Consider the following 22,264-nt stretch of genomic DNA (forward strand, 5'->3'; position numbering starts at 1 on the left):
CCTGCTATTTTCCTGCGCATGTCTGAACATTTACCCTAATTATAATCCCATGTAGGCAACCAGGCAAAGGATCGCCGTAACGATCGAAAATACTGCGACAACTCTCGTCTCGGACCATCCGCAAAGCTCGAAATGGTGGTGGATCGGAGCCATCTTGAAGATTCTCTTCCCGCCAGTCTTTTTAAAGTATGTGACCTGAATGATGACGGAGAGGACCTCCACCAGGTAGATCAGGCCAACGACGGCGATAAAGATCGGCATCTGCATCATGAACGCGCTGGATGCCACGAAACCGCCGAGGGCCAGGGAACCCGTGTCTCCCATGAACACCTTCGCCGGATATACGTTGAACAGTAAAAAGCCTAACAGACTTCCCACAACGGCACCTGTGATCGGGCTGATCCCGCTGTTTTCTCCGATGGCAACCACGGTGAAGAATGTCGCCACAAGGATCGTAACACTTGTGCAGAGACCGTCAAGGCCGTCTGTAAAGTTTACACCGTTGTCGGTTCCGAGAACGATAAAGAATACCGCCGGAATAAACAGCCAGCCGAGATTCAGATAGTATCCATTTTCAAATCCGCCAGTGAAAGGGATCAGCATTCCTGTTCCCACTTCTCCGGAAGTCATCAGATAGTAGGTGAAAATCCCTGTGATGATGAACTGACCGATGAGCTTCTGGATCGGGTTTAAACCTTCCGAACGCTTCATGACGATCTTGATGTAGTCATCCAGAAAACCGATGATTCCGAATCCCACCGTCACGAAGAGGATCGGGATGATCCGCGGATAGCTCTTAATGTAAAATAAGGATGTGATCACGATCGCCGTGAGGATGATGAGTCCTCCCATCGTCGGTGTTCCCTGTTTCTTTAAATGGCTCTGCGGACCGTCATCGCGGACCTGCTGTCCGAATTTCAGCCGGTGAAGAAATGGAATGATCACCGGGCAGAGCGCTGCGCTGATTGCGAAGGCGATAATGATCGCCAGAATTGTCTCATTTACCATGCTGAACCTCATATTTTCCTGCTGCACCTCATACTTCCTATGTAAATTGACATGCCGTCTTCCGACAGCACCATGAAATTCAGCTGTTCCGCGCCTTCGGCGCTCCCACAGCTGCCGCCTGACAACATTTCATAGCGTAAATAGTATACGTCCTTTTTTCCCAATAATCAATCAGAACATTTGATACAAAGACCAAAAGACCTGAATTTCTCCCGCCATCTGTGCTCACATACTCACAAAGCGCAGAGCGGTTCAATATTAATCCGTCTCCGAAACCGACGTGATATCCAGATACGGCAGAATATTCGAAAAAATATCAGCCACCACCGGTGCCGCGATGGTTCCGCCGTAATAGATCCCCACCGGCTCGTCGATAGTGATCAGCGCGATGACCTGGGGATCATCGGCGGGCGCAAATCCTAAAAAAGAAGAAATATATTTCTTTAAGCTTCTCGGCAGCTTCTCCGATGTCGCCGTCTTTCCGCCGACCCGGTAACCTGGAAGCTTCGCCCGCTTTCCGCTTCCTTCCGCCACTACCTGCTCTAAAATATACCGCATGGTCTCGCTGGTAGCTTCCGACACGACTCCCATCCGCTCCGGATAGGAAAACTTCTGGTAATATGTCCCATCCGTGCTCTCCACATTCATCGCAAAGTGGGGCGTGATCCGCCTGCCCCCGTTTATGATGGAGGACGCCGTCGTGATGAGCTGGATCGGCGTGATCTGAAAGGACTGTCCAAAGGAGACGGTGGCTAGCTCCACAAGTCCCATATTTTCCTTCTTGTGCATGATCGTCGCTGCCTCGCCGGGGAGATCGATCCCGGTCTTTCCGAGAAGCCCAAACTGTTCGAAATAATGATAGAACGAATCCACGCCAAGTCTCGCGCCAACGTCGATAAACACCGGGTTACAGGAGTTCATGGCTCCCTGTAAAAATGTCTCTCCTCCATGTCCACCGATCTTATGGCAGCGGATCTTCCGGTCTTCCACGATCCGGAAGCCCGGGCAGGAGAACCTGTCATCCAGATGGACCACTCCCGCCTCCAGCCCTGCTGCGGCTGTGATGATCTTAAATGTGGAGCCGGGCTCGTAGGTATCGTTGATGCAGCGATTCCGCCACATCTTATTTCTCGCGTCCTGGAGCTCCGTCCCAGTGAGTCCGCCGCTTTCCACATTCAGCGTGAACGGGTCGTTCAGATCAAACTCCGGGACATTTACCATAGCGTAGATCTCCCCATTCCGGGGATTCATGACGATCACGGAGACCGCCTTCGCACCTTTTTTCTCCATGACCTGGTACGCCGCCTGCTCCGCGTACTTCTGGATGTTCACATCCAGGCTCACGGTCAGGGTATTTCCGGGCACCGGCTCCACCCGCTCCTCCGCGGCATTCTGGAGTTCCGTGCCCTTCGCGTCGGAGGTCGTCAGTATCAGACCATCCCTGCCCTTTAAGTACCTCTCGTACATGACCTCCAGGCCGATGATCCCCTGATTGTCCGCTCCGGTGAATCCCAGGACCTTTGATGCGAGACTTCCGTAAGGATAATATCTCTTATAATCCTCATCGACCTTCACACCGGAGAGTCCGAGATTCATGATCTGGTCCCCCACCGACTTCTCCACATTTGTCCGGATGATCTCCCTGGAAGACCACTTTTCTACCTTTTTCCGGACCTCCGGCTCCGGAAGCTCCAGGATCCGCACCAGCTCCCGGATCACCTTCTCCGGCTCCGTCACCTGATTGTGGATCACGGACACGGTGCAGACCGTCCGGTTCGCGGCGATCACAGTGCCATTCCGATCCACGATCTCGCCCCGGGCAGCCTTGATGGTCCGCTCCCTCTTGTGGAGCTCATCCGCCATCTTGCTGTAGTGGTCCGACCTCGCGATCATCAGGAATCCCAGCTGGGCGCACAGCCCCACCATCAGAAGCACCGAGATTAAAAAAACGATAAAAAGCTTCTTTCTGTGATGTGTCAGAAATTCCGCCATGTCAAAACCTTCATCTTAAAAGTCTTGGTAATTAATATACGGGACTTCCCGTTTCCTCATGCACGGATTTTATTACATTGCAAGAAATCCAGCCAGCGCCCTCTTCGCCCCGGCCATTCTCTCCTCAAACTGCGGATAGAATTCCTCTTCCTTATTATAAGGAATCAGATAAAACTGTTTCATAAGATAAAGACTCACGGTCTTCGCCGCCTGTCCGGAGGTGTCTTTTCCGATCACCCGCTCCAGATCCTTTAAAAAGTAATGCCAGGTACAGACAAACTCATCATACCGCTTCGGCTCCGGCATATCGATCCATTTTTTAACCTTTACCTTGGTCCTGGTCTCCTTCGCGCACTCGTAAACCTGCAAAAAATACTTAAAACCGCCGTCCCCATAAATTCTTCCAAGCGGAAACAGCCGGCAGATCCCTGGGCGGTACGCATGAATCCTGCAGCGTCCATTCTGGTCTAAAAAGGAACAGGCCTCCTCCTCCCCCGCCATCTTGAGGTTCGGGAGAATGATCCCATCCACCACATTAAGTTCCAGAGGTCCCGCGAGAAGCGCCTCAAAGGTCTTCCCTGTCCCCGCCGTCATGCGGTACGCGTCAAAAGGATCGAGAACCACGGAGGTTCCCATCCCGGTACAGCAGGCATGGCAGCCCTCACACCCTGCGCAGTCCGCCTTCACCATATCATCCAGGCCATAGAGTTTTCCGTCGGAAACCTCCGCCATATCCATCTCTCTGTTCATGATCTTCTCCTATTATTCCCCATATGTAATTGTTCAGTACTCACCGGCATCTTCTTCCAAATGTATGGCAACAGCCACCCTATATACTAATTTGTGCAGGAAAACGCTTATGCAAGCAAGCTTGCAGCACATTTTTCTGCACAAATATAAATCACTACATGGCTAAACTGTCAGCAGATCACTGCGCGGTCTGCGTTGTCTCCTCCGCTCCATTCTTCATGGTCTCAGTCTCCTGAACCGATTCCATACTCTGGGCTTCGCCCGCACTCTCCGCCGCGGATCCCGATCCGTCGGACGGCATATCATCCGGAAGTCCAAGACCGTCATCATACGGAATCACTTCTTCCTCCGGCGCAGGCTCTGTCTGAATCACATTTCCTTCCGCATCCGTCGGTGCCTCAGTCTCCGCCGCGGTCTCGCCGGTTCCAGGCTCCAGTCCACCCTCGTTGTTATTCGTGATCCCCTCATTCTGATCCGCAAGACTTGCGTCCTCCGTCGTCGTATCCGTATCCGGGAATACATTTAAGTATGGAAGTGCTTCCGCCATGATCTTCTGGAAAACCTCTGTGGCGAAAGTGCTGTGCGCCTGCTCTTTGCCCGGAAGATTCGGGGTATCGATGACCACGTACATAAGAAGCTGCGGGTCATCCGCCGGCGCAAATCCACAGAAGGATACGAGATAGTTGTGGGCGGAACGCGGAAGCTTCTCCGCCGTTCCCGTCTTTCCGCCGACCTTGTATCCGGCAACCCGTCCCGCCTTACCGGTTCCTTCCTCATCGTCAACGGTCATAAACAGCGCATGCCTGATAAAGTCGCTGGTGGACTGGGAAACCGTCTCCCGCACCAGATTCGGCTCTATTTTCTTCACAACAGAACCCTGATCATTTAAGATCTGCTTTACCACATGGGGCTCATAGTAGGAACCGCCGTTGATGACAGAGGCGAATGCCGCCGCCATCTGGATCATCGTGCTGTTATAGCTCTGTCCGAAGGAGTTTACCGCAAGGTCTGTCGGGCCCATATTGTCCGCATTGTAGATTAGTCCATATGCCTCTCCCGGAAGATCGATTCCGGTCTTCTGACCCATGCCGAATAATTTCTGATATTTTGCAAACCGCTGTACTCCGAGTTTCGCCGCGATCTGCATCATAGCATCGTTGCAGGATTTCATTAAGGACTGCTCCAACGTCAGGATTCCGTGTCCATAGATATTGGAACATTTGATCCTGTAGCCGCCAACATCCTGTCCGCCGTCGCAGAGAAATGTATCATTCTGACTGATGACGCCTTCCTCAAGCCCCGCCGCAACTGTCATCGGCTTCGCCGGGGAACCCGGCTCGTAAGTATCATTTACACAGAAATTTCTCCACATCTGGTTCCAGGCATCCATCCTGCCCTCATCCGTCATGGCCGTGATCTCTTCCTGAGAATAGGCATAGCTCAGATCTCTCGGATTATTCAGATCAAATCTGCGGTTGGAGGACATGGCAAGGATCTCACCGTTTCTCGGATCCATGGCGATAACAGCCGCCGTCTTGCTTCCGATCCCGCTCATCCATTCGTCGATATACTTTTCCACGATCCTCTGGATATTCACATCGATGGTGGAGACGATGGTATTTCCATTCTCAGCGGATTTAATGACCTTCTCCATGTTGGACTCGTCATCCAGGTATCCATACTCTCTTCCGTTTGTTCCGGTGAGCTGGTCATTGTAATACTGCTCAATTCCGCCACTTCCCTGCTTTCCGTTATCGTAGGAGAATCCCACCACGTTGCAGGCCAGGGTATTATACGGATAAAATCTCCGGTACTCATCCTCAAACCAGACGCCCTTGATCTTCTTTCCACTGTCTTCCTTTGACTTCGCGTAGGCATCGTTCAGCTCTTTCTTTTTTGTCTCAAATTCTTCCTTCTTGTCTGCGGAGATCTGTTTCTCATAAGGCACATAGTAGGAATTTTCATTGGCGGAGATCGTCGCCAGAATATCTGCCCTGTCGTATCCGAATACCTCACAGAGTGCGGACACCGTCGGTTCCAGGTAGTTCTCTTTATCCTGGTTGATCTGGTTCGGATCAAGGATCAGGTTGTAGACCTTCTCACTGGTAGCCAGATATGTTCCGTTCCTGTCCACGATATCGCCGCGGCGGTACGGGATCGTCCGGCTGTCGTAGGAGGAATGCTGGTTCAATACGATCTGGGTGTAGTCCTCGTTTTTATCCTTGATCATCCGGTATAAAACAACGACAAGACCAAACAAAGCCAGCGTCGTTACGAGAACCGTAACCGCCAGCTTTTCTTTCATACTCATGGTAAAAACTTTCTTATTATTACCGTTCCGGGATGTCTTCATACTGTCTTACATACTCGCTTTCCGTCTTATTGTATAAGCGGACCTGGTCCTTATTGGCATAAACCATTCCCAGTTCCTCAGTCGCTACCTTATACACATAATCCAGGTCCACCGACGTGTTGATCCTTGTGAGAAGAGCGTCGTTATCCCCTTTCAGTTTTTCAATACTCTCCTCCAGACTCTCAATATGATTGAGTCTCGCTGTGACGGAAGACTGAAGCTTTAAATAGCTCACACAGATATACAGTGTGCAGATCACCGCCACTGTCAGCAACAATACGGAAAAAAGATTCATCTGAAGCGCTTTTTCCTGATTTCTCCGAACTGTAACGGTATGGGATACATTCCGCTTCTGCTGATGTCCTCTTTCCTGCTCCTCGTACCGGGGAACACGCTCGACTTTACGGACAGTATTTCCCTCTACATATTCTTCGGTCTGCGGGGCTCTTTTCCGTCTCCTTGCTGCCATACCATCACTTCCTTTCTAATATATATGCAACAGTCCAGTGCCGTTCTGCTCATGTTCCCCTGTTGTCGATTTCAGGAACATGCAGATCTGCTGAACATTTACCATAAACTTTCTGCTTTTTCTGTACTTGGGGGCTCTCAGCTTCTCTCGAACACCCTCAGTTTCGAACTCTTTGATCTTCTGTTCTCTTCCAGTTCCTCATCTGATGGAACGATCGGTTTTCTCGTCACAACGCGGCCTTTGCTCTTTCTTCCGCATACGCATACCGGGAAATCCGGAGGGCAGATACACGGATTTTCATTTGTGCGGAATCTCGTCTTCACGATGCGGTCCTCCAGAGAGTGGAACGTAATGATCGATAAACGTCCACCCGGATTTAAGAGGTCGATCATTGTGTCGATGGAATCGTTTAACACATCCAGCTCGTGGTTTAATTCAATGCGGATCGCCTGAAATGTCCGTTTTGCCGGATGTCCGCCCTCAGCACGGATCTTTGCCGGGATCGCGCCGCGGATGATCTCTGCGAGCTGCAGTGTCGTCTCGATTGTGTGGATCTCCCTCTCTCTGACGATGTGCTTCGCGATATTCTTTGCGAAACGATCCTCGCCGTAATCGCGGATAATTCTATACAGCTCCATCTCGCTGTAGCCGTTTACGATATCCGCCGCGGTCTTGTCGTTTCTCTGATCCATTCTCATATCCAGCGGGGCATCCTCTCTGTAAGAGAATCCACGGTCCGCCGTATCCAGCTGGTATGAAGACACACCAAGATCCAGATAAATGCCATCCACCTTTTCAATTCCAAGGTTAAAGAGCACTTCCCGGATATTCTTGTAGTTGCTTCTCACGATCGTTACTTTATCTTTAAATGGGAGAAGACGTTCTGTCGCCGCCGCGATCGCGTCCGCGTCCTGATCGATTCCGATCAGGCGGCCCTTTTCGCCGAGTCGCCGGGATACTTCGTATGCATGTCCGCCTCCGCCTAAAGTCCCGTCCACGTAGATCCCATCCGGTTTTACATTCAGGCTGTCGACGGTTTCCATCAGCAGGACTGATTTATGTTCAAAAATCATATGCCAAGACCTTCCATATTTTCTGCAATTTCTTCCATGTCATCGTAGACATTCTTCTCGTTCCAGACCGCCTTGTTCCAGATCTCAATCCGGCTTCCGACGCCGACTAAGACGACGTCTTTTTCCAGCTTCGCGAATTCTCTTAAAACAGAAGGGATCAGGATCCTTCCCTGCCTGTCCACCTCACAGGCACAGGCACCAGCCAGGAAAAATCTCGAAAACTTTCTGGCATTAGCATTCGTAAGAGGAAGCGCGTGGAGCTTTTCCTCAAAAGATTTCCACTCAGAATTTTCGTACACGAAGAGACACCCATCCAATCCCTTTGTAACAACGAACTCATCGCCCAGCTGCTCACGGAATTTGGAAGGGACAATCAGACGGCCTTTTGCATCGATTGTATGACTGTACTCTCCAATGAACATTACTCACTCCTGTGATTATGTGGTCCATCGTAATCCACTGATCCACCATTTTAAACCACTTTTATCCACTTTCCACCACTTCTAATGTAATCTTAGTACATTTACTTTAAAATAGCAAGGAATTTTTCATTTTTTCATGTACAAAACAAGGGTCACTGTTCACGCCTTGCGCAAACAGTAACTGATTATGCCGATGCTTCGCATTCCGAATCGGCAAAATCCACTACCACCACTGTATTGTACGGAATTTTCAGTTCAGAAAATTCCTACCCGTGTACAGTAACAAACAAGGTGCCATTTTATGGAAATCTTCCTATAAAACGCGAAAAAGCCGCCTTTCAGGCAGCTTTTCCGCATTTTATCTGGAGTATATTCGATTTTTATGTACTGCGGCCCCCCTAGTATCCCGCGTCCATATACTGTTCGATCAGCCGGTCAAGTTCCACACTGTATCGGTAGATCAGATCGTAGGACTCCTTTCCATCAATACTTCCGTTCAATCTTTTTCTCGCCTCCTCGATCTGATTTACCAATTCTTCCCTGCTCTCCATATCAGTTTGCTTCCTTTCCCTGGACGAAAGCCTTTCTCCTGTTGTAAATAAGGATCACAAGAGAGACGGTCGCCAGCACAACAGACAATGCCTGGGATACCGCGATCTGGGTACCCGGTATCAGGAGAGAATCCGTTCTCAATCCTTCGATCCACGCTCTTCCGATTCCATACCCGGCCAGATAGATACAAAGCATTTCCCCTGTGAACGTTTTCCGCTTGCGGAACCAGAGCATGAACATTAGGAGACCGAAGTTCCAGAGGGACTCGTAGAGGAACGTCGGATGGACCTGAATGTACTCGATTCCATTGTCCAGGATCAGATGGTCAAGGAGATTTTGTGAGATCATGCTCTCATTCACAATGCTACGTCTGATCCGCATGGCAAACAGGCAGTCTGTGTAGCGGCCGAAGGCCTCGCAGTTGATAAAGTTACCCCATCGTCCGATCATTTGTCCGGTTATAAGTCCAAGGCATGCGCTGTCTGCCATGGACAAAAAGGAAAGGTGGCGTTTCTTTGTAAAGACAAGCAGCGTCAGGATTCCGGCGATCACTCCGCCGTAGATCGCAAGTCCGCCTTTCCTCAAGTTCACGATCTCCATCAGGTGGTCCTTGTAGTAGGCCCACTGGAAGAAAACATAGTAGATCCGCGCTCCGATGATGGAAAAGATAATTCCGTAAAGTGCGAAATCAAGGTAAATATCTGGATTCTGTCCCCTGCGCTTCGCATCGGACTGGGCAACACAGAGTCCTAAGATCATGCCGATCCCGATGATCAGTCCGTAGTACGCAAAGGATATTCCTCCGATTGAAAAGCTCTTCACCATGTGGGGAATCGAGATCCCCAGGTGAACGAAGCTTACATCTGCTCCTGACATTGATTCTGTTCTCCTTTTTTCTTTGGTGAATTTTATTTTACTCCGAAAAGCGGCAAAAAGCAAACAGATTCGCTTGACAGTCCTCGTGTTTATTCGACATGAACTGCCGTTCACGTCTTGCTCAAACAGGAACCGCCAGGAATCTGTCCTAAAACAAAAGAAAAGCCATGGAATGGTGTTTAACTGATACACTCCATGACTTTTATATTCCTTATTCTATCAGATCTTCCGGAGAAATTATACATTGAACCGGAAAAGAACAACATCTCCGTCCTTCATCACGTAGTCCTTACCTTCCATGCGGACAAGTCCTTTTTCCTTCGCTCCGTTGTAGGAACCGCAGTCTAAGAGATCCTTGTAGTTTACAACCTCTGCCTTGATAAATCCGCGCTCGAAATCGGTGTGGATCTTTCCTGCTGCCTGCGGTGCTTTTGTGCCGACCTTGATGGTCCATGCACGTGTCTCCTTCTCTCCTGCTGTCAGGTAGCTGATAAGACCGAGGAGACGGTAGCTTGCCGCGATCAGCTTGTCAAGTCCGGACTCCTTTAAACCAAGGTCATCTAAGAACATCTTTTTCTCATCGTCATCTAACTCGGAGATCTCCTCCTCGATCTGCGCGCACACAACAAACACTTCGCTGTCGTTCTCAGAAGCGAACTTGCGGACAGCCTGTACATGCGGATTGGAAGCGCCGTCATCGGCAAGATCATCCTCACCGACGTTCGCAGCGAAGATCACCGGTTTCCAGGTAAGGAGATCTAAGGAAGCAACAAATGCCTGCTCCTCATCATCCTCACACTCAAAGCTCTTTGCAAGCTTGCCGTTCTCGAGGTGTTCCTTCACAGCCTTTAAGATATTTAATTCCTTCGCAAGTGCCTTGTTGGAAGCTGCGCCCTTGCCCATCTTCGCGATCCGGCGGTCGATGACCTCGATATCGGAGAAGATCAGCTCTAAGTTGATAGTCTCGATGTCGCGGAGCGGATCAACGCTTCCGTCTACATGGATAACGTTCGGGTCCTCGAAGCAGCGGACAACGTGAACGATAGCATCTACCTCACGGATATTCGCGAGGAACTGGTTTCCAAGTCCCTCACCTTTGGATGCACCCTTTACGAGACCTGCGATATCTACGAACTCGATCACAGCCGGTGTGATCTTCTCGGAGTTGTAAAGATCCGATAAGAGCTTCAAGCGGAAATCCGGTACCGGAACAACGCCCACGTTCGGGTCGATGGTACAGAACGGATAGTTTGCGGATTCAGCGCCCGCCTTTGTCAAAGAGTTGAATAATGTACTTTTACCTACGTTCGGCAGGCCGACAATGCCAAGTTTCATGGTAATTTTCCTTTCTAAACCTTTATACGCAAAAATATGGTTTTTACATAATTTAATGTGATCCCATACGACCACAAGTGTATTTAGCATAGCACAAAACATGCGGAAAAGGAAGGGAATTTCCGCAAAAAAGGAGCCAAAAAGAGTTCATCCGGTCAATTTTTTGTGACCGGATATATCTTTTTGACTCCATCAATGCTTTTTATCTTTGTCTCCGAATCAGTTTTCCTGTCAGAAACATATCTCCATTTTCCGTTGCTCTGTTGATGAACCCAGCCTGGAAACACTATTTTGCTCCCGGCTTAGTCGTCTAAGTCTTCCTCGCTTACGATCTCATCGTACTCCGCTGTATCAAGGAACTCGTCGAAGGCGTCCGCAACGATCTCGTACTCCTCGTCGCTCTCGATATTCTGGATATCCGGGTTGCCATCTGCGTCCTCTGTATAGCGGTATAAGTAGACCTCTCCGTCCTCAGCCTCATTGCCGTCTAACGGGAGAAGCGCAATATATTCCTTATCAGCCGCCTCGAAGATCGTAAGAACCACGCACTCTAAATCTGTTCCATCATCCAGTGTCAGAGTGACAGTCATCTCCTCGTCGTTTGCTGCGTCCTGGTTCATGTTTTTTTCCTTTGCCATAACCTTAATTTCCCTCTCATTTCCGGCAGTGTGCCGTTAATTGACAGCCGTTTTTTCTGCGGCCGCTGTTTTTTATAGAATACCAGTAAACATCCATAAAATCAATAGAAAGAATTACCTAAATCCAGTTACAGTACACGGGCACTCCATGCCCACGCACAGTAACATCAGTATTCTACTCCGCGTCGTGCCATGATTCCCTTGTCAAACGGATGCTTTCTCTTACAGATCTCCGACACATAGTCCGCCGCCCCAAGTAACGACTCCGACGGGTTCCGCCCCGTAAGGACAATTTCCAGCCCATCCGGCTCGCCCTTTTTCGGCCGGTTTTCCAGAAAATCCAGGATGTCCTTTTCCGGTACCATCCCGTAGTTCACCGCCGCCATGATCTCGTCAAAGACCACGAGATCCGCAGTTTTCGCCAGCTCTGCCGCCTCCAAAAACAGATTTCTGTTATAATCCGCGCACTCTTTTTTCGTCTCCTCATCCATGGACCGGACAAAGCCAAAGTTCTTCCGGCACGGGATCAGTGTCACCTCCGGAAGTCTCTTTAAGATCTCCACTTCCCCGGAGTTATCTGTCTTTAAAAAACGCGCGATCACGACACGCCTACCGCTGCCCGCTGCCCGGACCGCAAGCCCTATCGCTGCGCTGGTCTTTCCTTTTCCGTCACCACAATAAATATGGACAAGTCCCATTTGTCTCCTCCATTCTTCAGGCATTCACAGCAGGAAAGAACTGTTCTCTGCTATGGTGCCTTTCCGGCGGCCTAAGCCGCAATGACTCTGGCTCCTCTCTGAATCCTCTACAAACCTGCTTCCCCGATAAACCGCGAAACATCCGTCTTCCTGTGATACCGCTCCCGCACCGCCGCCACATGGAGCCGGTCCTTTGCTCGGGTCAGGGCCACATAAAACAGCCGCCGCTCTTCCTCGATATCCGCCGGGAGTCCCGCCTTGTGATGCGGAACGATCCCCTCATTCACATCCACCACGAACACCACCGGATATTCCAGCCCCTTCGCGCTGTGCATCGTGGACAGTGTCACCCGGTCTCTCGCTTCCCTGGTCTCTTCGAGATTCTGCTTTTTCAACTCTTCCTCGTACCGCACCGCATGTTCCTTCCAGGCCTCGAAGGTCTCAAACTCCGCCGCACTCTCCGCCAGCTTGTCTGCTGTCTCGAAAAGTTCCTCCGGTTTCATTCTCCGGAACTCCGCGTATGACCTGAGATAATCGTCATATCCGATGACTTTGCGGATATAATTCACCGCTGCCACAGGCTTCAGTCTCGACATGGTCCTGAGATCCGCCTCCAGGTCGCATATCCGGTCCTCCATCCAGTCCCTGTCCTGATAAAAGGACTTTAACCGGTCGAAGGACACCGTCGGCGTATCAAAGGCGTCTCTGCTGAAATACCGGTTCGGACGGTTCATGATCCGGTAGAAATCCGACCGTTTCCTGCTGCCCGCCGCGATCTCCATGTAGGCAAAGAGGTCCTTCGCGATCCAGTGACTATAGAGGTTTGGGATCACATCCCGGAGCTGAAAGGGAATATTGTACCCCATAAGCCGCTCCGCCATCAGCCCGGAATTTGCCCCTGTGCGGAACAACACCGCAATCTCGTTCCAGGCATACCCGGCGTCATGATACGCCCGGATGCTTTGTGCCACCGTGTCCATCTCATGTCCCGGATTGTCAAAGACCCTGAAATCCACCGGCCGCCCGGATCCCCGGAACGGCTCCAGTTTCTTCTCAAAGCGAACCTTATTGTGCCCAATAAGCTTCAGCGAAGTCTCCACGATCTCCTTTGTGGACCGGTAGTTTGTTCCAAGAAGAACTCTCTTCGTCCCCGGAAAATCCTTCTCAAATCCCAGCATGATCTCCGGCTTCGCCCCGCGGAACCGATAAATGGACTGGTCATCATCCCCGACGATAAAGAGGTTATTTTCCGGCAGCGCTAACATCCGCACCACCTGGTATTGCAAAAGATTGATGTCCTGGAATTCGTCCACCAGAATATACTTGAATTTTTTCTGCCAGGCAGCCAGGATGTCCTTCCGCTCCGTGAACAGCTCATGGCACATGACGAGCATATCGTCGAAATCGATCTTTCCCGTCTGCTCCAGCATCTCATCGTACCCGTCATAGAGCTTCTTAAACCACTCTTCCGGGCAGTTCTGGGAATAGTAATATTTTAAGTCAAGGCGCTCGCCCTTCACGTAGCTGATCTCGTTGATGATGGAGGAGATAAACTCCGCCTCGTCCTCCACCTCCATCCCGGACTCATCGAGAAACTTTTTAAAATACTGCCGCTTTTCCTCCCCGCTAATCACATTTCCGGCGGGAAAGCGGTACGCCCACTTTAAGATGTGGTAAAAGACGGAATGGAAGGTTCCGAAACTCACACGGCTGCCCGCGGCTTCCAAAGAATTTCCGGCTCCCTGCGCGCGCTGCCTGGCCTCGGCTGCACTCTGTTGGCTTTTTTCCGGCCTGTGCAGACTCCATCCGTTTTTCGGCAGGTGATCATCCTTCTTCCCCGCCTTTCTCCGCTTTTCATCTTCCTCCCGCGCCAGTCTGAGAAACCGCTCCTTCATCTCCGCGGCCGCCGCTTTCGTGAACGTAATGACAAGAATGCCGGAGGGGTCAACGCCCGCCTCCAGCAGTCTCTTGATTCTGTGTGTAATTACTGTTGTCTTTCCAGACCCCGGACCCGCTAAGACCATCATCGGTCCATCCCGGTGCTCCAGAGCTGTCATCTGTGCTTTATTAAAATCCATATTTATCCATTCCGGTCAGGTTTCTGTCTGTTTCTGCCCGGTCCGCCGCTTGATCGTATTGCGGTTTTGAGACTGTTCAGTCCTCTCACCGTTACGCGATTTACAAATTACTCAGCAGCCTCCAACAGCTCAATTCCCTTCCTGATACGTGTCAGGGACTCCTCTTTTCCGATGATCTCCATGATCTCGGTAGCGCCTGCCGGTGTCATCTGTTTTCCAGATACCGCTGTACGGATCGGCCACATAACGAAACCAGTCTTTACGCCCTTATCGGCAACATACTTGGAAAGAGCCTCAAACAGGGCATCATTGCTGAAGTCATCCTGTTCCTCAAGGATCGGAAGAACCTCCTTTAATGTCTCTAAGGAGTTCTCCTTTGTTGTCTTCATCTTCTTATGGATATACATATCCGCACTGTACTCCGGCATCTCCTCGAAGAAGTCGACCTGATCCGCGATATCGCACAGTGTCTCGATTCTCGTCTTCACCATTCCGGCAATCTTCTTTAAGTCTAACGGTTTCTTGATCGCAGCCTCAAGGTACGGCTTTGCAAGCTCGAAGAACTTCCCATCGTCCATCTTCTTGATGTACTCGCCGTTCATCCAGCGAAGCTTTGTCATATCGAAGACAGCCGGGGACTTGCTCATATTGTGGTAGTCGAACGCTTTTACAAGCTCCTCAAGAGTAAAGAACTCCTGGTTGTCTGTCGGGGACCATCCTAAGAGGGCAACGAAGTTTACGATCGCCTCTGTTAAAAAGCCCTGCTCGAGAAGATCCTCGAAGGAGGAATGTCCGCTTCTCTTGCTTAATTTCTTGTGCTCCTCGTTTGTGATGGTTGGGCAGTGTACATATACCGGAACTTTCCAGCCGAATGCGTCGTAGAGACGGTTGTACTTCGGGGAGGAAGAAAGGTACTCGTTTCCGCGGACAACGTGTGTGATCTTCATCAGATGGTCATCCACAACGTTTGCGAAGTTGTAGGTTGGGTATCCGTCGGATTTGATAAGAACCATATCGTCGAGCTCTGCGTTGTCTACCGTGATATCTCCGTAGATCTCATCGTGGAATGTTGTAGTTCCCTCTTTCGGGTTGTTCTGGCGGATAACGAACGGCTTTCCTGCCTTTAAGTTTGCCTCTACCTCTTCTTTGGTAAGATGCAGGCAGTGCTTATCGTATACCATGATCTCCTCACCGTTTACGGTCTTCTTTAATGAATTTAAGCGCTCCTGGGTACAGAAGCAGTAATATGCCTCACCTTTTTCTACAAGCTTTTTCGCGTACTCCATGTAGATTCCGGCTTTCTGGCGCTCACTCTGGACATACGGACCATAGCCGCCGTCCTTATCCGGACCCTCGTCATGGATCAGTCCGGTCTTTTCCAGTGTGCGGTAGATGATTCCCTCAGCACCCTCAACGTGGCGCTCCTGGTCTGTATCCTCAATACGGAGAATGAAATCTCCGCCTTCATGCTTTGCGATCAGGTATGTGTAAAGAGCTGTTCTTAAATTACCTACATGCATCCGGCCGGTCGGGCTCGGCGCAAATCTTGTTCTGATTTTTTCCATAATCCATATCTCCTGTTGATATATATTTATCCGCGGATAGTTCCGCAGACAGACATTCTTTTTTTCTATACCGTCATATCTAATAAATGACAAGCCAGATTAAAGTACACCATCAGACTCACCGCATCCACGATCGTCGTGATCATCGGTGACGCCATGATCGCCGGATCAAGCTTTAAGACCTTCGCCCCGATCGGCAGTGTGCATCCGATCGTCTTCGCAACGATGACCGTACAGAACAGGCTGATCACGACGGTCACGCAGATCATCGTGTTGCCCGGATACTGGATCATCAGACGGATAAAGTTTACCACCGCCAGGACAAATCCAACGATCACGCCGACCCGTACTTCCTTCCACACGACCTTCAGGATATCCGAAGGCTCCACATCGCCGATAGCCATACCACGGATGATCATGGTGCTGCTCTGGCTTCCGGAGTTTCCGCCGGTATCCATAAGCATCGGGATAAAGCTTACAAGAAGCGGGATTGCCGCAAAGGCATTCTCATATTTTACGAGGATTCCGCCGGTGATCGTACTGGAAAGCATTAAGATCAGAAGCCACGGGATCCTGTTTTTTGCCAATGTGAAGACGCCGGTCTTTAGATACGGCTTTTCACTCGGCAGCATCGCCGCCATCTTCTCGAAGTCCTCGGTGGCCTCTTCTTCCATGACTTCCATGACATCGTCAACGGTGATGATTCCCACAAGGCGGTCCTCACTGTCAACTACCGGCATGGAGAGCAGACCGTACTTGTTCATCGTGTCCGCCACCTGCTCCTGGTCATCGGTCGTCTGGGCTTTGATGACGTGGGTGTCCATAATATCGCCCACCAGACGCTCATAGGGCTGAAGGAGAAGATCCTTTACCGTCACAACGCCGTCCAGCATTCGTTTTTCGTCCATCACATAGCAGGTGTAGATCGTCTCGGAATCCACCGCGTGATGACGGATATAGGCGAAACACTGTTCCACCGTCATAGTCTTCTTTAATCCGACGTACTCAGCCGTCATGATACTTCCGGCTGTGTTTTCCGGATAGTTTAAGAACTGGTTGATCAGTTTTCTCGTCTCCGGTTTCGTGTTCTGAAGGACACGGCGGACCACCGTTGCCGGAAGTTCCTCCACCAGGTCTACGGCATCATCCACATAAAGCTCTTCCACGATCTCGGAAAGCTCTTTATCGGTGATGCTGTTGATAATGTGACTCTGCTTGTCCACCGGAAGCTCGGCAAACACTTCGGTCGCCAGCGCCTTCGGCAGCATCCGGAACACGATGACCGTACGCTCGGAATCCAGTTCTTCGATGAACGACGCGATATCCACCTCGTTCAGTTCCACAAGCTCTTCCTTTAACAGGCGGTACTTTTTCTCCTTCGCCAGATCCAGAAGATGCTCCATGTCAAATGTCTCATTTCCATCATTCGGCATTTTCTTTTCCCCCATAATCAGTTGTTTTCACTCAGCATTTTGCTGATCTTTTCACGCGATTATGGAAGCAAAGACACCTGCAGCCGCCGCATTTCCCCTGCGCCGGTCCACAAGCTCCTGTACAGCTAAATTCGGCAATACACATAACAGATCGTCCCTGTCATGCCTATTGCCACTGGTTCAGGGTGTGCGTCTGCTTCCATCGTATGACTTCGACCTTCCATTATGTGTTCACTTCCTTTCTCTGTGCTTTCCATTATAAGAAAATTTTACCCAATTGGCAACCGGTTACGCAATTTTTCGTGAAGAAGATGAATTTTCAGTTCAGAAAATTCCTACCCGTGAACAATGACAAAAAGCCGCCAGGATATGGGCTGGCAGCGTTCATGAACACAGTGTTATTAGTTTGTTACTATTACGTTACTGGTTGTGCGTATTTTACAGCGTTTTATGGAACGAAAACCCCAGGAAACATAAGGTTTCCTGGGGTTATAATACTTCGTGGATTAAGCTCTGGAAAGGTACTCACCAGTACGTGTATCGATCTTAACGCGGTCACCCTGGTTAACGAATAACGGAACGTTGATCTGAGCGCCTGTCTCAAGAGTAGCCGGCTTTGTTGCGCCTGTAGCTGTATCGCCCTTGAAGCCCGGCTCTGTATCTGTGATCTCGAGCTCTACGAATAACGGAGCCTCAACAGAGAATACCTTGCCATTGTAGGAGCAGACTTTAACTGTCTCGTTCTCTTTAACGAACTTTAATGCATCACCTACAACATCTGTGGATAATGCGATCTGCTCGTATGTGTTAACATCCATGAAGTTGTAAAGGTCACCGTCTGCATACAGATACTGCATATCTACGCGGTCGATTCTTGCTGCTGGGAATTTCTCGGTCGGACGGAATGTTCTCTCAACTACACCGCCATTGATAACGTTTTTTAATTTTGTTCTAACGAAAGCAGCACCCTTACCCGGTTTTACGTGCTGGAACTCTAAGATCTGAACAACCTGTCCATCGATTTCAAGTGTAACGCCATTTCTGAAATCACCTGCTGATACCATAAATGATAATCCTCCTTAAAACTGTTTCCAATTATTTCATTTCAAATTTCACGCTTATCGCTGATTCTATCCTATTCTATACTATTCTCCAACGGTTTTCAACTATTTTTTGCAAAAATCCCCGGCTGTCCGCCCCGTTTTTTTCAATCGTTTCCTGTAAAACATGAGAACTACCGCCTCGAGATACCGTTTCAGGACAATCTGGATCTCTTCTTTTGGATTGATGGGCTTTACAAGGATCGAATAGAGGCCTGTCCTGTTTGCGCCCCAGACGTCCGTAAACAGCTGGTCTCCGACAAAAAAAGTGGTATCACGGTCCGTTTTCATCCGCTCCATAGCCCGCTCGTAGCCTTTTCTCGACGGTTTCCCACCCTTAAAAATATAGGGACTTCCCACCTTGTCCGCAAAAGGTGATACACGCGGCTCCTTATTATTGGAAAGGATGCAGGTGGAAAAGCCGATGGCGCGGAGCCGCTCAAAGAGCTCGATCGCCCGCTTGTCCGCCGGTGCCCCGTGGGGAACCAGGGTATTGTCCACATCGAAGATGATTCCCCGGTATCCTCTCTCATAAAGTTTCTCGTACGGGATCTCGTATGCGCTGTCCACATAGTTCCCCGGATAGAATGTTTCAAACATAATATTACCCTTAATTCAGCACTTCAGCCATACCTGCTCCTGTTTTTATCCGGGTGAACAACGTCATTCATTGACCCTTTTGCAGACCGGTGCACAGCCAAACCGCCTCTTTTGCTGTTATTTATTATTTAAGAACTTAGCCAATTCATCCATAAACGCGTTCACATCCTTAAATTCCCTGTAGACAGACGCGAAACGGACGTATGCAACCTCGTCCACCATCTTGAGTTTTTTCATGACAAGCTCGCCGATGGTCACGGACGGGATCTCACGCTCTTCCATGCTGAAGATCTGCTTCTCGATCTCGTCGATCATCTTCGTGATCTGCTCCGAGGAGACCGGACGCTTATGACATGACAAAAGAATTCCGTTTTCGATCTTCGCACGATTGTACGGTTCTCTGGAATCATCTTTCTTGATGATCATAAGCGGCAGTGTCTCTAATTTCTCATATGTCGTAAAGCGCTTTCCGCACTCCTCGCACTGACGTCGGCGTCTGATCGAGCTGTTATCATCAGCCGGACGCGAGTCGATGACCTTTGTATCCTGGGCACCACAAAACGGACATTTCATGGGACTTCCTCCTTTGCTGCCGACCGTACTATTTTTCCGCTCACGGCCACATTTTTATACCATATCTTATCACACTATCCTCTGGTTCCGCAAGTCTTTTGCTCTTTATCCGTAATTCCGATCTCCTGGCTTTTTCCTTACACGCCTTGAATAACTGTCTGTATAAAGCTCTCCCTCGCCTCCTGCTGAGCCTCCAGCTTTCTGATCTTCTCCGTACTCTTCGCGGGCACCCAGGCCTTGTTGGCGTTGTAATAAAAATTGATCTGTTTCCAATACTTTTCCGGATATAAAAACAGGTAATAAAGCACCTGCCGCTCCACTTCCGAGACCGGCAGCACCCGTTCGTAGGACTCCATGACCTGCCTCCCCAGCCGCTCATTCCAGTCATGCTTCTCCATAATCTTCCTGAGGAAATAATACAGGTCCTCCATCTGGACACCCAGGTGCATCTGGTTGAACTCCGTCACCGCCGTGTATCCGTTTCCGATCAGGATATGGTGGTAATCCGGCTCCCCATGGCAGACCGCGTACCCATCTGCGATCTCTTTTCCGTGAATCTCATACAGCCTTTCCATGCCCCGCTCTGCTTCCACGGCCTGGGCCGCGAAAATTTCAAAATTTCCGATCACTCGAAGCTCAAATTCATTTTTCTTCCGCTTTCCGCGGATAAATGTCCTCGCCTTCTTTAACTCCCGGTTATGGCGGCGCATGGCCTCAAAGAGCGGCAGTGAGATCATGGATCTCATATTCCACGTTTCCTGCCGTTTGATCATGCGGAACTGCCGATGCAGAAGCGCCAATGCCCGCACCGCCGACAATACCTCTCTTTCATCCTTCAGGTCACATTCCCGGTCCGCGAACCATTCCTTCACGATATATCTGGTCCCATCCTCCGCCGTCGACAACAGCTCCCCCTCAGAATTTCTCACATATTGGTCCGCCTTCAGAGTCTCCATTCCATCTAAAGACTGCAAAACCGCCTCCTCAAACTCCAGGCGGTTCACACTTCCACGATATTCCTTTAAAAGCCGCAGTCCCAGATCCGTCTCAAGGATCCAGGATCCTCGTCCTCTCCGCAGCACATCCACCCGAAATCCGTACGTCTTCTCCGCCTCTTCCTTCCAGTCGATCACGATTCTATCCCCCCATATCCTGCTCTGACCTTTTCCATCGACAACAATTCCGGCCCTCATCCTGCTGCCGGAATTTCCTTCTGCACAAGATATGAAATGAAAGGGGGGATTATTCCCCTGTTTCCAGAATACGCCTGTACGTTTTTTGCTGCTTTCTGGCTACCCGCCGTTAAATAAAAAAATGTACCTTGGCACATTCTCGCGCCTCGCGCGGCCGCTTGCGACAACCTACATTTTCGCGCGAGTGCGCATCATCGACACGTTAGTGCCTTTTATGTAATAGGGAATTCCTTGGAATTTCCTATTGCACAAAAAAAGACACCTGCAAAATTCTCTGCAGATGTCCCTACTGACATTTTTATTTCTCTTTAAATTGATTGATTTTCTCTAATAATATATCTTTTTTATTTAATTCTGGTTTTTCAAGCACCAGATTCAAAAGGTACATGAGCCCGTCGCCGATCTGCTTTCCTTTTTCCAGACCTTTTGCGAGAAGATCGCCTCCGTTGACCGCCAGCTGCTTCAGGCTCACACAGTCTCCTGCCTCTTTGATCTCCTCAAAAAGCCGCAGGATCCCCGGAACTGTCTCATCTCCGTCCAGCTTCTTTAGCTGCATGGCTCCAAGGAACTGGTACTCCGTCACCCGGCTTAAAAGTCTCCGGATCTCGACCTTATCGACCGCAAGCGGTGCCTGGAATGCCGTGATCATGTTCTTTACGTTTCCAATAGTATCATTGTCAAGCTTTAATCCGCGAAGGATCTTCACCGCCTGCTCCGCTGTCATATGGCGCAGGAAACCGGCCCATCTATGGGATTTGTCCGCCGGAAGCGCAGCGATGCCAGCCCAGCATTCTTTTAACGGATCCATGGAATTTCTGCTCTCCAGTTCCCGTTCAAACACCTCCGTAAATCCTGGCGTCACATACTCCGCGATCCCCGTCGCGTCCACCATCCAGATCTTCTCCGGATGATCCGACAGCAGAAGCTTCGTGAGTTCCACCTGGATCCGCTCCTTGCTCACATGGACGAGGTTCGGCGCGATCTCAGCAATGGCCTTGTACGTCTCATCCTCGATCACGAAGTCCAGCTGTGCCGCAAACCGCACTGCCCTGAGAATCCGCAGCGCGTCCTCCGTAAACCGGTCCTTCGCACAGCCAACGCACCGGATCACCCGGCGCTTCAGGTCTTCCATGCCCTCAAACTCATCCACGATCCCCGTCTCATGGCTGTATGCCATGGCATTGATCGTAAAGTCCCGGCGCTTTAGATCTTCCCTGAGATCCGGCGTAAACTCAACCGTCTCCGGATGTCTTCCGTCCAGATATTCCCCGTCGATCCGGTATGTGGTGACCTCATAGCCGCTTCCATGCTTAATGATCGTCACCGTTCCATGCTTAAGGCCTGTATCCACGGTTTTCCCGAAGATCTCCTTCACCTGCTCCGGCTTTGCGGAGGTTGTAATGTCCCAGTCCCCCGGAATTCTCCCGAGGACTGCGTCCCGGACACAGCCTCCGACGATAAATGCCTCGTATCCATGGCTTCGTATATTGTCAATGATCCATTCCGCCTCATAGGGCATCTCAATTCTCACCGGTCCGGTTTCCTCCTTATAAATT

General features: G+C 50.1%; 20 protein-coding genes. All 20 read right to left on the bottom strand.

Annotated elements, in window-relative coordinates:
* Positions 1–39 precede the first annotated feature (39 nt).
* Positions 40–1,008 (bottom strand): phospho-N-acetylmuramoyl-pentapeptide-transferase, encoded by a 969-nt coding sequence (gene mraY / locus DW677_RS00785; protein WP_117470952.1) that lies wholly within the window; start codon positions 1,006–1,008, stop codon positions 40–42.
* Between the two features lie 258 nt (positions 1,009–1,266).
* Positions 1,267–3,000, bottom strand: coding sequence for a penicillin-binding transpeptidase domain-containing protein (locus tag DW677_RS00790; RefSeq protein WP_117484199.1), 1,734 nt, complete (start codon positions 2,998–3,000; stop codon positions 1,267–1,269).
* 72 nt (positions 3,001–3,072) lie between these two features.
* Positions 3,073–3,750, bottom strand: coding sequence for a YkgJ family cysteine cluster protein (locus tag DW677_RS00795; RefSeq protein WP_117512794.1), 678 nt, complete (start codon positions 3,748–3,750; stop codon positions 3,073–3,075).
* Between the two features lie 178 nt (positions 3,751–3,928).
* Positions 3,929–6,103 (bottom strand): penicillin-binding transpeptidase domain-containing protein, encoded by a 2,175-nt coding sequence (locus tag DW677_RS00800; RefSeq protein WP_117470937.1) that lies wholly within the window; start codon positions 6,101–6,103, stop codon positions 3,929–3,931.
* Entirely contained in the window at positions 6,081–6,572 is a 492-nt protein-coding gene (locus DW677_RS00805) for a septum formation initiator family protein (protein ID WP_117470938.1), read from the bottom strand. Before DW677_RS00805 ends, DW677_RS00800 begins: the two co-directional genes overlap by 23 nt.
* Before the next feature lie 137 nt (positions 6,573–6,709).
* Complete coding sequence (gene rsmH / locus DW677_RS00810) at positions 6,710–7,645, bottom strand: 16S rRNA (cytosine(1402)-N(4))-methyltransferase RsmH (RefSeq protein ID WP_117470939.1); 936 nt, start codon at positions 7,643–7,645, stop codon at positions 6,710–6,712.
* Complete coding sequence (mraZ, locus tag DW677_RS00815) at positions 7,642–8,067, bottom strand: division/cell wall cluster transcriptional repressor MraZ (RefSeq protein ID WP_015555057.1); 426 nt, start codon at positions 8,065–8,067, stop codon at positions 7,642–7,644. Before mraZ ends, rsmH begins: the two co-directional genes overlap by 4 nt.
* 398 nt (positions 8,068–8,465) lie before the next feature.
* Positions 8,466–8,618, bottom strand: a complete 153-nt coding sequence (locus DW677_RS00820) for an aspartyl-phosphate phosphatase Spo0E family protein (protein ID WP_015555058.1) — start codon at positions 8,616–8,618, stop codon at positions 8,466–8,468.
* Position 8,619: 1 nt separating this feature from the next.
* Positions 8,620–9,495 (bottom strand): prolipoprotein diacylglyceryl transferase, encoded by an 876-nt coding sequence (lgt, locus tag DW677_RS00825; RefSeq protein WP_117470940.1) that lies wholly within the window; start codon positions 9,493–9,495, stop codon positions 8,620–8,622.
* Positions 9,496–9,732: 237 nt separating this feature from the next.
* Complete coding sequence (gene ychF, locus DW677_RS00830; protein WP_117512800.1) at positions 9,733–10,830, bottom strand: redox-regulated ATPase YchF; 1,098 nt, start codon at positions 10,828–10,830, stop codon at positions 9,733–9,735.
* Positions 10,831–11,132: 302 nt separating this feature from the next.
* A complete protein-coding gene (locus DW677_RS00835) occupies positions 11,133–11,468 on the bottom strand; it encodes a DUF1292 domain-containing protein (protein WP_015555061.1) in 336 nt (111 codons plus the stop codon).
* A gap of 167 nt (positions 11,469–11,635) precedes the next feature.
* Entirely contained in the window at positions 11,636–12,166 is a 531-nt protein-coding gene (locus DW677_RS00840; RefSeq protein WP_117470941.1) for a cob(I)yrinic acid a,c-diamide adenosyltransferase, read from the bottom strand.
* Between the two features lie 107 nt (positions 12,167–12,273).
* Entirely contained in the window at positions 12,274–14,244 is a 1,971-nt protein-coding gene (locus tag DW677_RS00845; protein ID WP_117505450.1) for an ATP-dependent helicase, read from the bottom strand.
* 107 nt (positions 14,245–14,351) lie between these two features.
* Positions 14,352–15,809, bottom strand: a complete 1,458-nt coding sequence (gene gltX / locus DW677_RS00850; protein ID WP_117484204.1) for a glutamate--tRNA ligase — start codon at positions 15,807–15,809, stop codon at positions 14,352–14,354.
* Positions 15,810–15,874: 65 nt separating this feature from the next.
* Positions 15,875–17,242, bottom strand: coding sequence for a magnesium transporter (mgtE, locus tag DW677_RS00855; RefSeq protein ID WP_117470944.1), 1,368 nt, complete (start codon positions 17,240–17,242; stop codon positions 15,875–15,877).
* Between the two features lie 506 nt (positions 17,243–17,748).
* Positions 17,749–18,306: an elongation factor P gene (gene efp / locus DW677_RS00860; protein ID WP_015555065.1), complete on the bottom strand. Its 558-nt coding sequence runs from the start codon at positions 18,304–18,306 to the stop codon at positions 17,749–17,751.
* A 102-nt stretch (positions 18,307–18,408) separates the two neighbouring features.
* Positions 18,409–18,942: a YqeG family HAD IIIA-type phosphatase gene (locus DW677_RS00865; protein ID WP_117505451.1), complete on the bottom strand. Its 534-nt coding sequence runs from the start codon at positions 18,940–18,942 to the stop codon at positions 18,409–18,411.
* A gap of 117 nt (positions 18,943–19,059) precedes the next feature.
* Positions 19,060–19,515, bottom strand: coding sequence for a transcriptional regulator NrdR (nrdR, locus tag DW677_RS00870; protein WP_021905903.1), 456 nt, complete (start codon positions 19,513–19,515; stop codon positions 19,060–19,062).
* 137 nt (positions 19,516–19,652) lie between these two features.
* Positions 19,653–20,708, bottom strand: a complete 1,056-nt coding sequence (locus DW677_RS00875) for a spore coat protein CotS (protein WP_242992085.1) — start codon at positions 20,706–20,708, stop codon at positions 19,653–19,655.
* Positions 20,709–21,006: 298 nt separating this feature from the next.
* Positions 21,007–22,239: a CCA tRNA nucleotidyltransferase gene (locus DW677_RS00880; RefSeq protein WP_117566303.1), complete on the bottom strand. Its 1,233-nt coding sequence runs from the start codon at positions 22,237–22,239 to the stop codon at positions 21,007–21,009.
* Between the last annotated feature and the right edge of the window lie 25 nt (positions 22,240–22,264).

It is taken from the genome of Clostridium sp. AM25-23AC (genome assembly GCF_003435125.1).
Lineage (GTDB): Bacteria > Bacillota > Clostridia > Lachnospirales > Lachnospiraceae > Pilosibacter > Pilosibacter fragilis.

Bases quoted from the DNA above. Each gene is read 5' to 3' on its own strand.
- mraY (WP_117470952.1), bottom strand. From the start codon at position 1,008: ATGGTAAATGAGACAATTCTGGCGATCATTATCGCCTTCGCAATCAGC.
- DW677_RS00790 (WP_117484199.1), bottom strand. From the start codon at position 3,000: ATGGCGGAATTTCTGACACATCACAGAAAGAAGCTTTTTATCGTTTTT.
- DW677_RS00795 (WP_117512794.1), bottom strand. From the start codon at position 3,750: ATGAACAGAGAGATGGATATGGCGGAGGTTTCCGACGGAAAACTCTAT.
- DW677_RS00800 (WP_117470937.1), bottom strand. From the start codon at position 6,103: ATGAAGACATCCCGGAACGGTAATAATAAGAAAGTTTTTACCATGAGT.
- DW677_RS00805 (WP_117470938.1), bottom strand. From the start codon at position 6,572: ATGGCAGCAAGGAGACGGAAAAGAGCCCCGCAGACCGAAGAATATGTA.
- rsmH (WP_117470939.1), bottom strand. From the start codon at position 7,645: ATGATTTTTGAACATAAATCAGTCCTGCTGATGGAAACCGTCGACAGC.
- mraZ (WP_015555057.1), bottom strand. From the start codon at position 8,067: ATGTTCATTGGAGAGTACAGTCATACAATCGATGCAAAAGGCCGTCTG.
- DW677_RS00820 (WP_015555058.1), bottom strand. From the start codon at position 8,618: ATGGAGAGCAGGGAAGAATTGGTAAATCAGATCGAGGAGGCGAGAAAA.
- lgt (WP_117470940.1), bottom strand. From the start codon at position 9,495: ATGTCAGGAGCAGATGTAAGCTTCGTTCACCTGGGGATCTCGATTCCC.
- ychF (WP_117512800.1), bottom strand. From the start codon at position 10,830: ATGAAACTTGGCATTGTCGGCCTGCCGAACGTAGGTAAAAGTACATTA.
- DW677_RS00835 (WP_015555061.1), bottom strand. From the start codon at position 11,468: ATGGCAAAGGAAAAAAACATGAACCAGGACGCAGCAAACGACGAGGAG.
- DW677_RS00840 (WP_117470941.1), bottom strand. From the start codon at position 12,166: ATGGGACTTGTCCATATTTATTGTGGTGACGGAAAAGGAAAGACCAGC.
- DW677_RS00845 (WP_117505450.1), bottom strand. From the start codon at position 14,244: ATGGATTTTAATAAAGCACAGATGACAGCTCTGGAGCACCGGGATGGA.
- gltX (WP_117484204.1), bottom strand. From the start codon at position 15,809: ATGGAAAAAATCAGAACAAGATTTGCGCCGAGCCCGACCGGCCGGATG.
- mgtE (WP_117470944.1), bottom strand. From the start codon at position 17,242: ATGCCGAATGATGGAAATGAGACATTTGACATGGAGCATCTTCTGGAT.
- efp (WP_015555065.1), bottom strand. From the start codon at position 18,306: ATGGTATCAGCAGGTGATTTCAGAAATGGCGTTACACTTGAAATCGAT.
- DW677_RS00865 (WP_117505451.1), bottom strand. From the start codon at position 18,942: ATGTTTGAAACATTCTATCCGGGGAACTATGTGGACAGCGCATACGAG.
- nrdR (WP_021905903.1), bottom strand. From the start codon at position 19,515: ATGAAATGTCCGTTTTGTGGTGCCCAGGATACAAAGGTCATCGACTCG.
- DW677_RS00875 (WP_242992085.1), bottom strand. From the start codon at position 20,708: ATGAGGGCCGGAATTGTTGTCGATGGAAAAGGTCAGAGCAGGATATGG.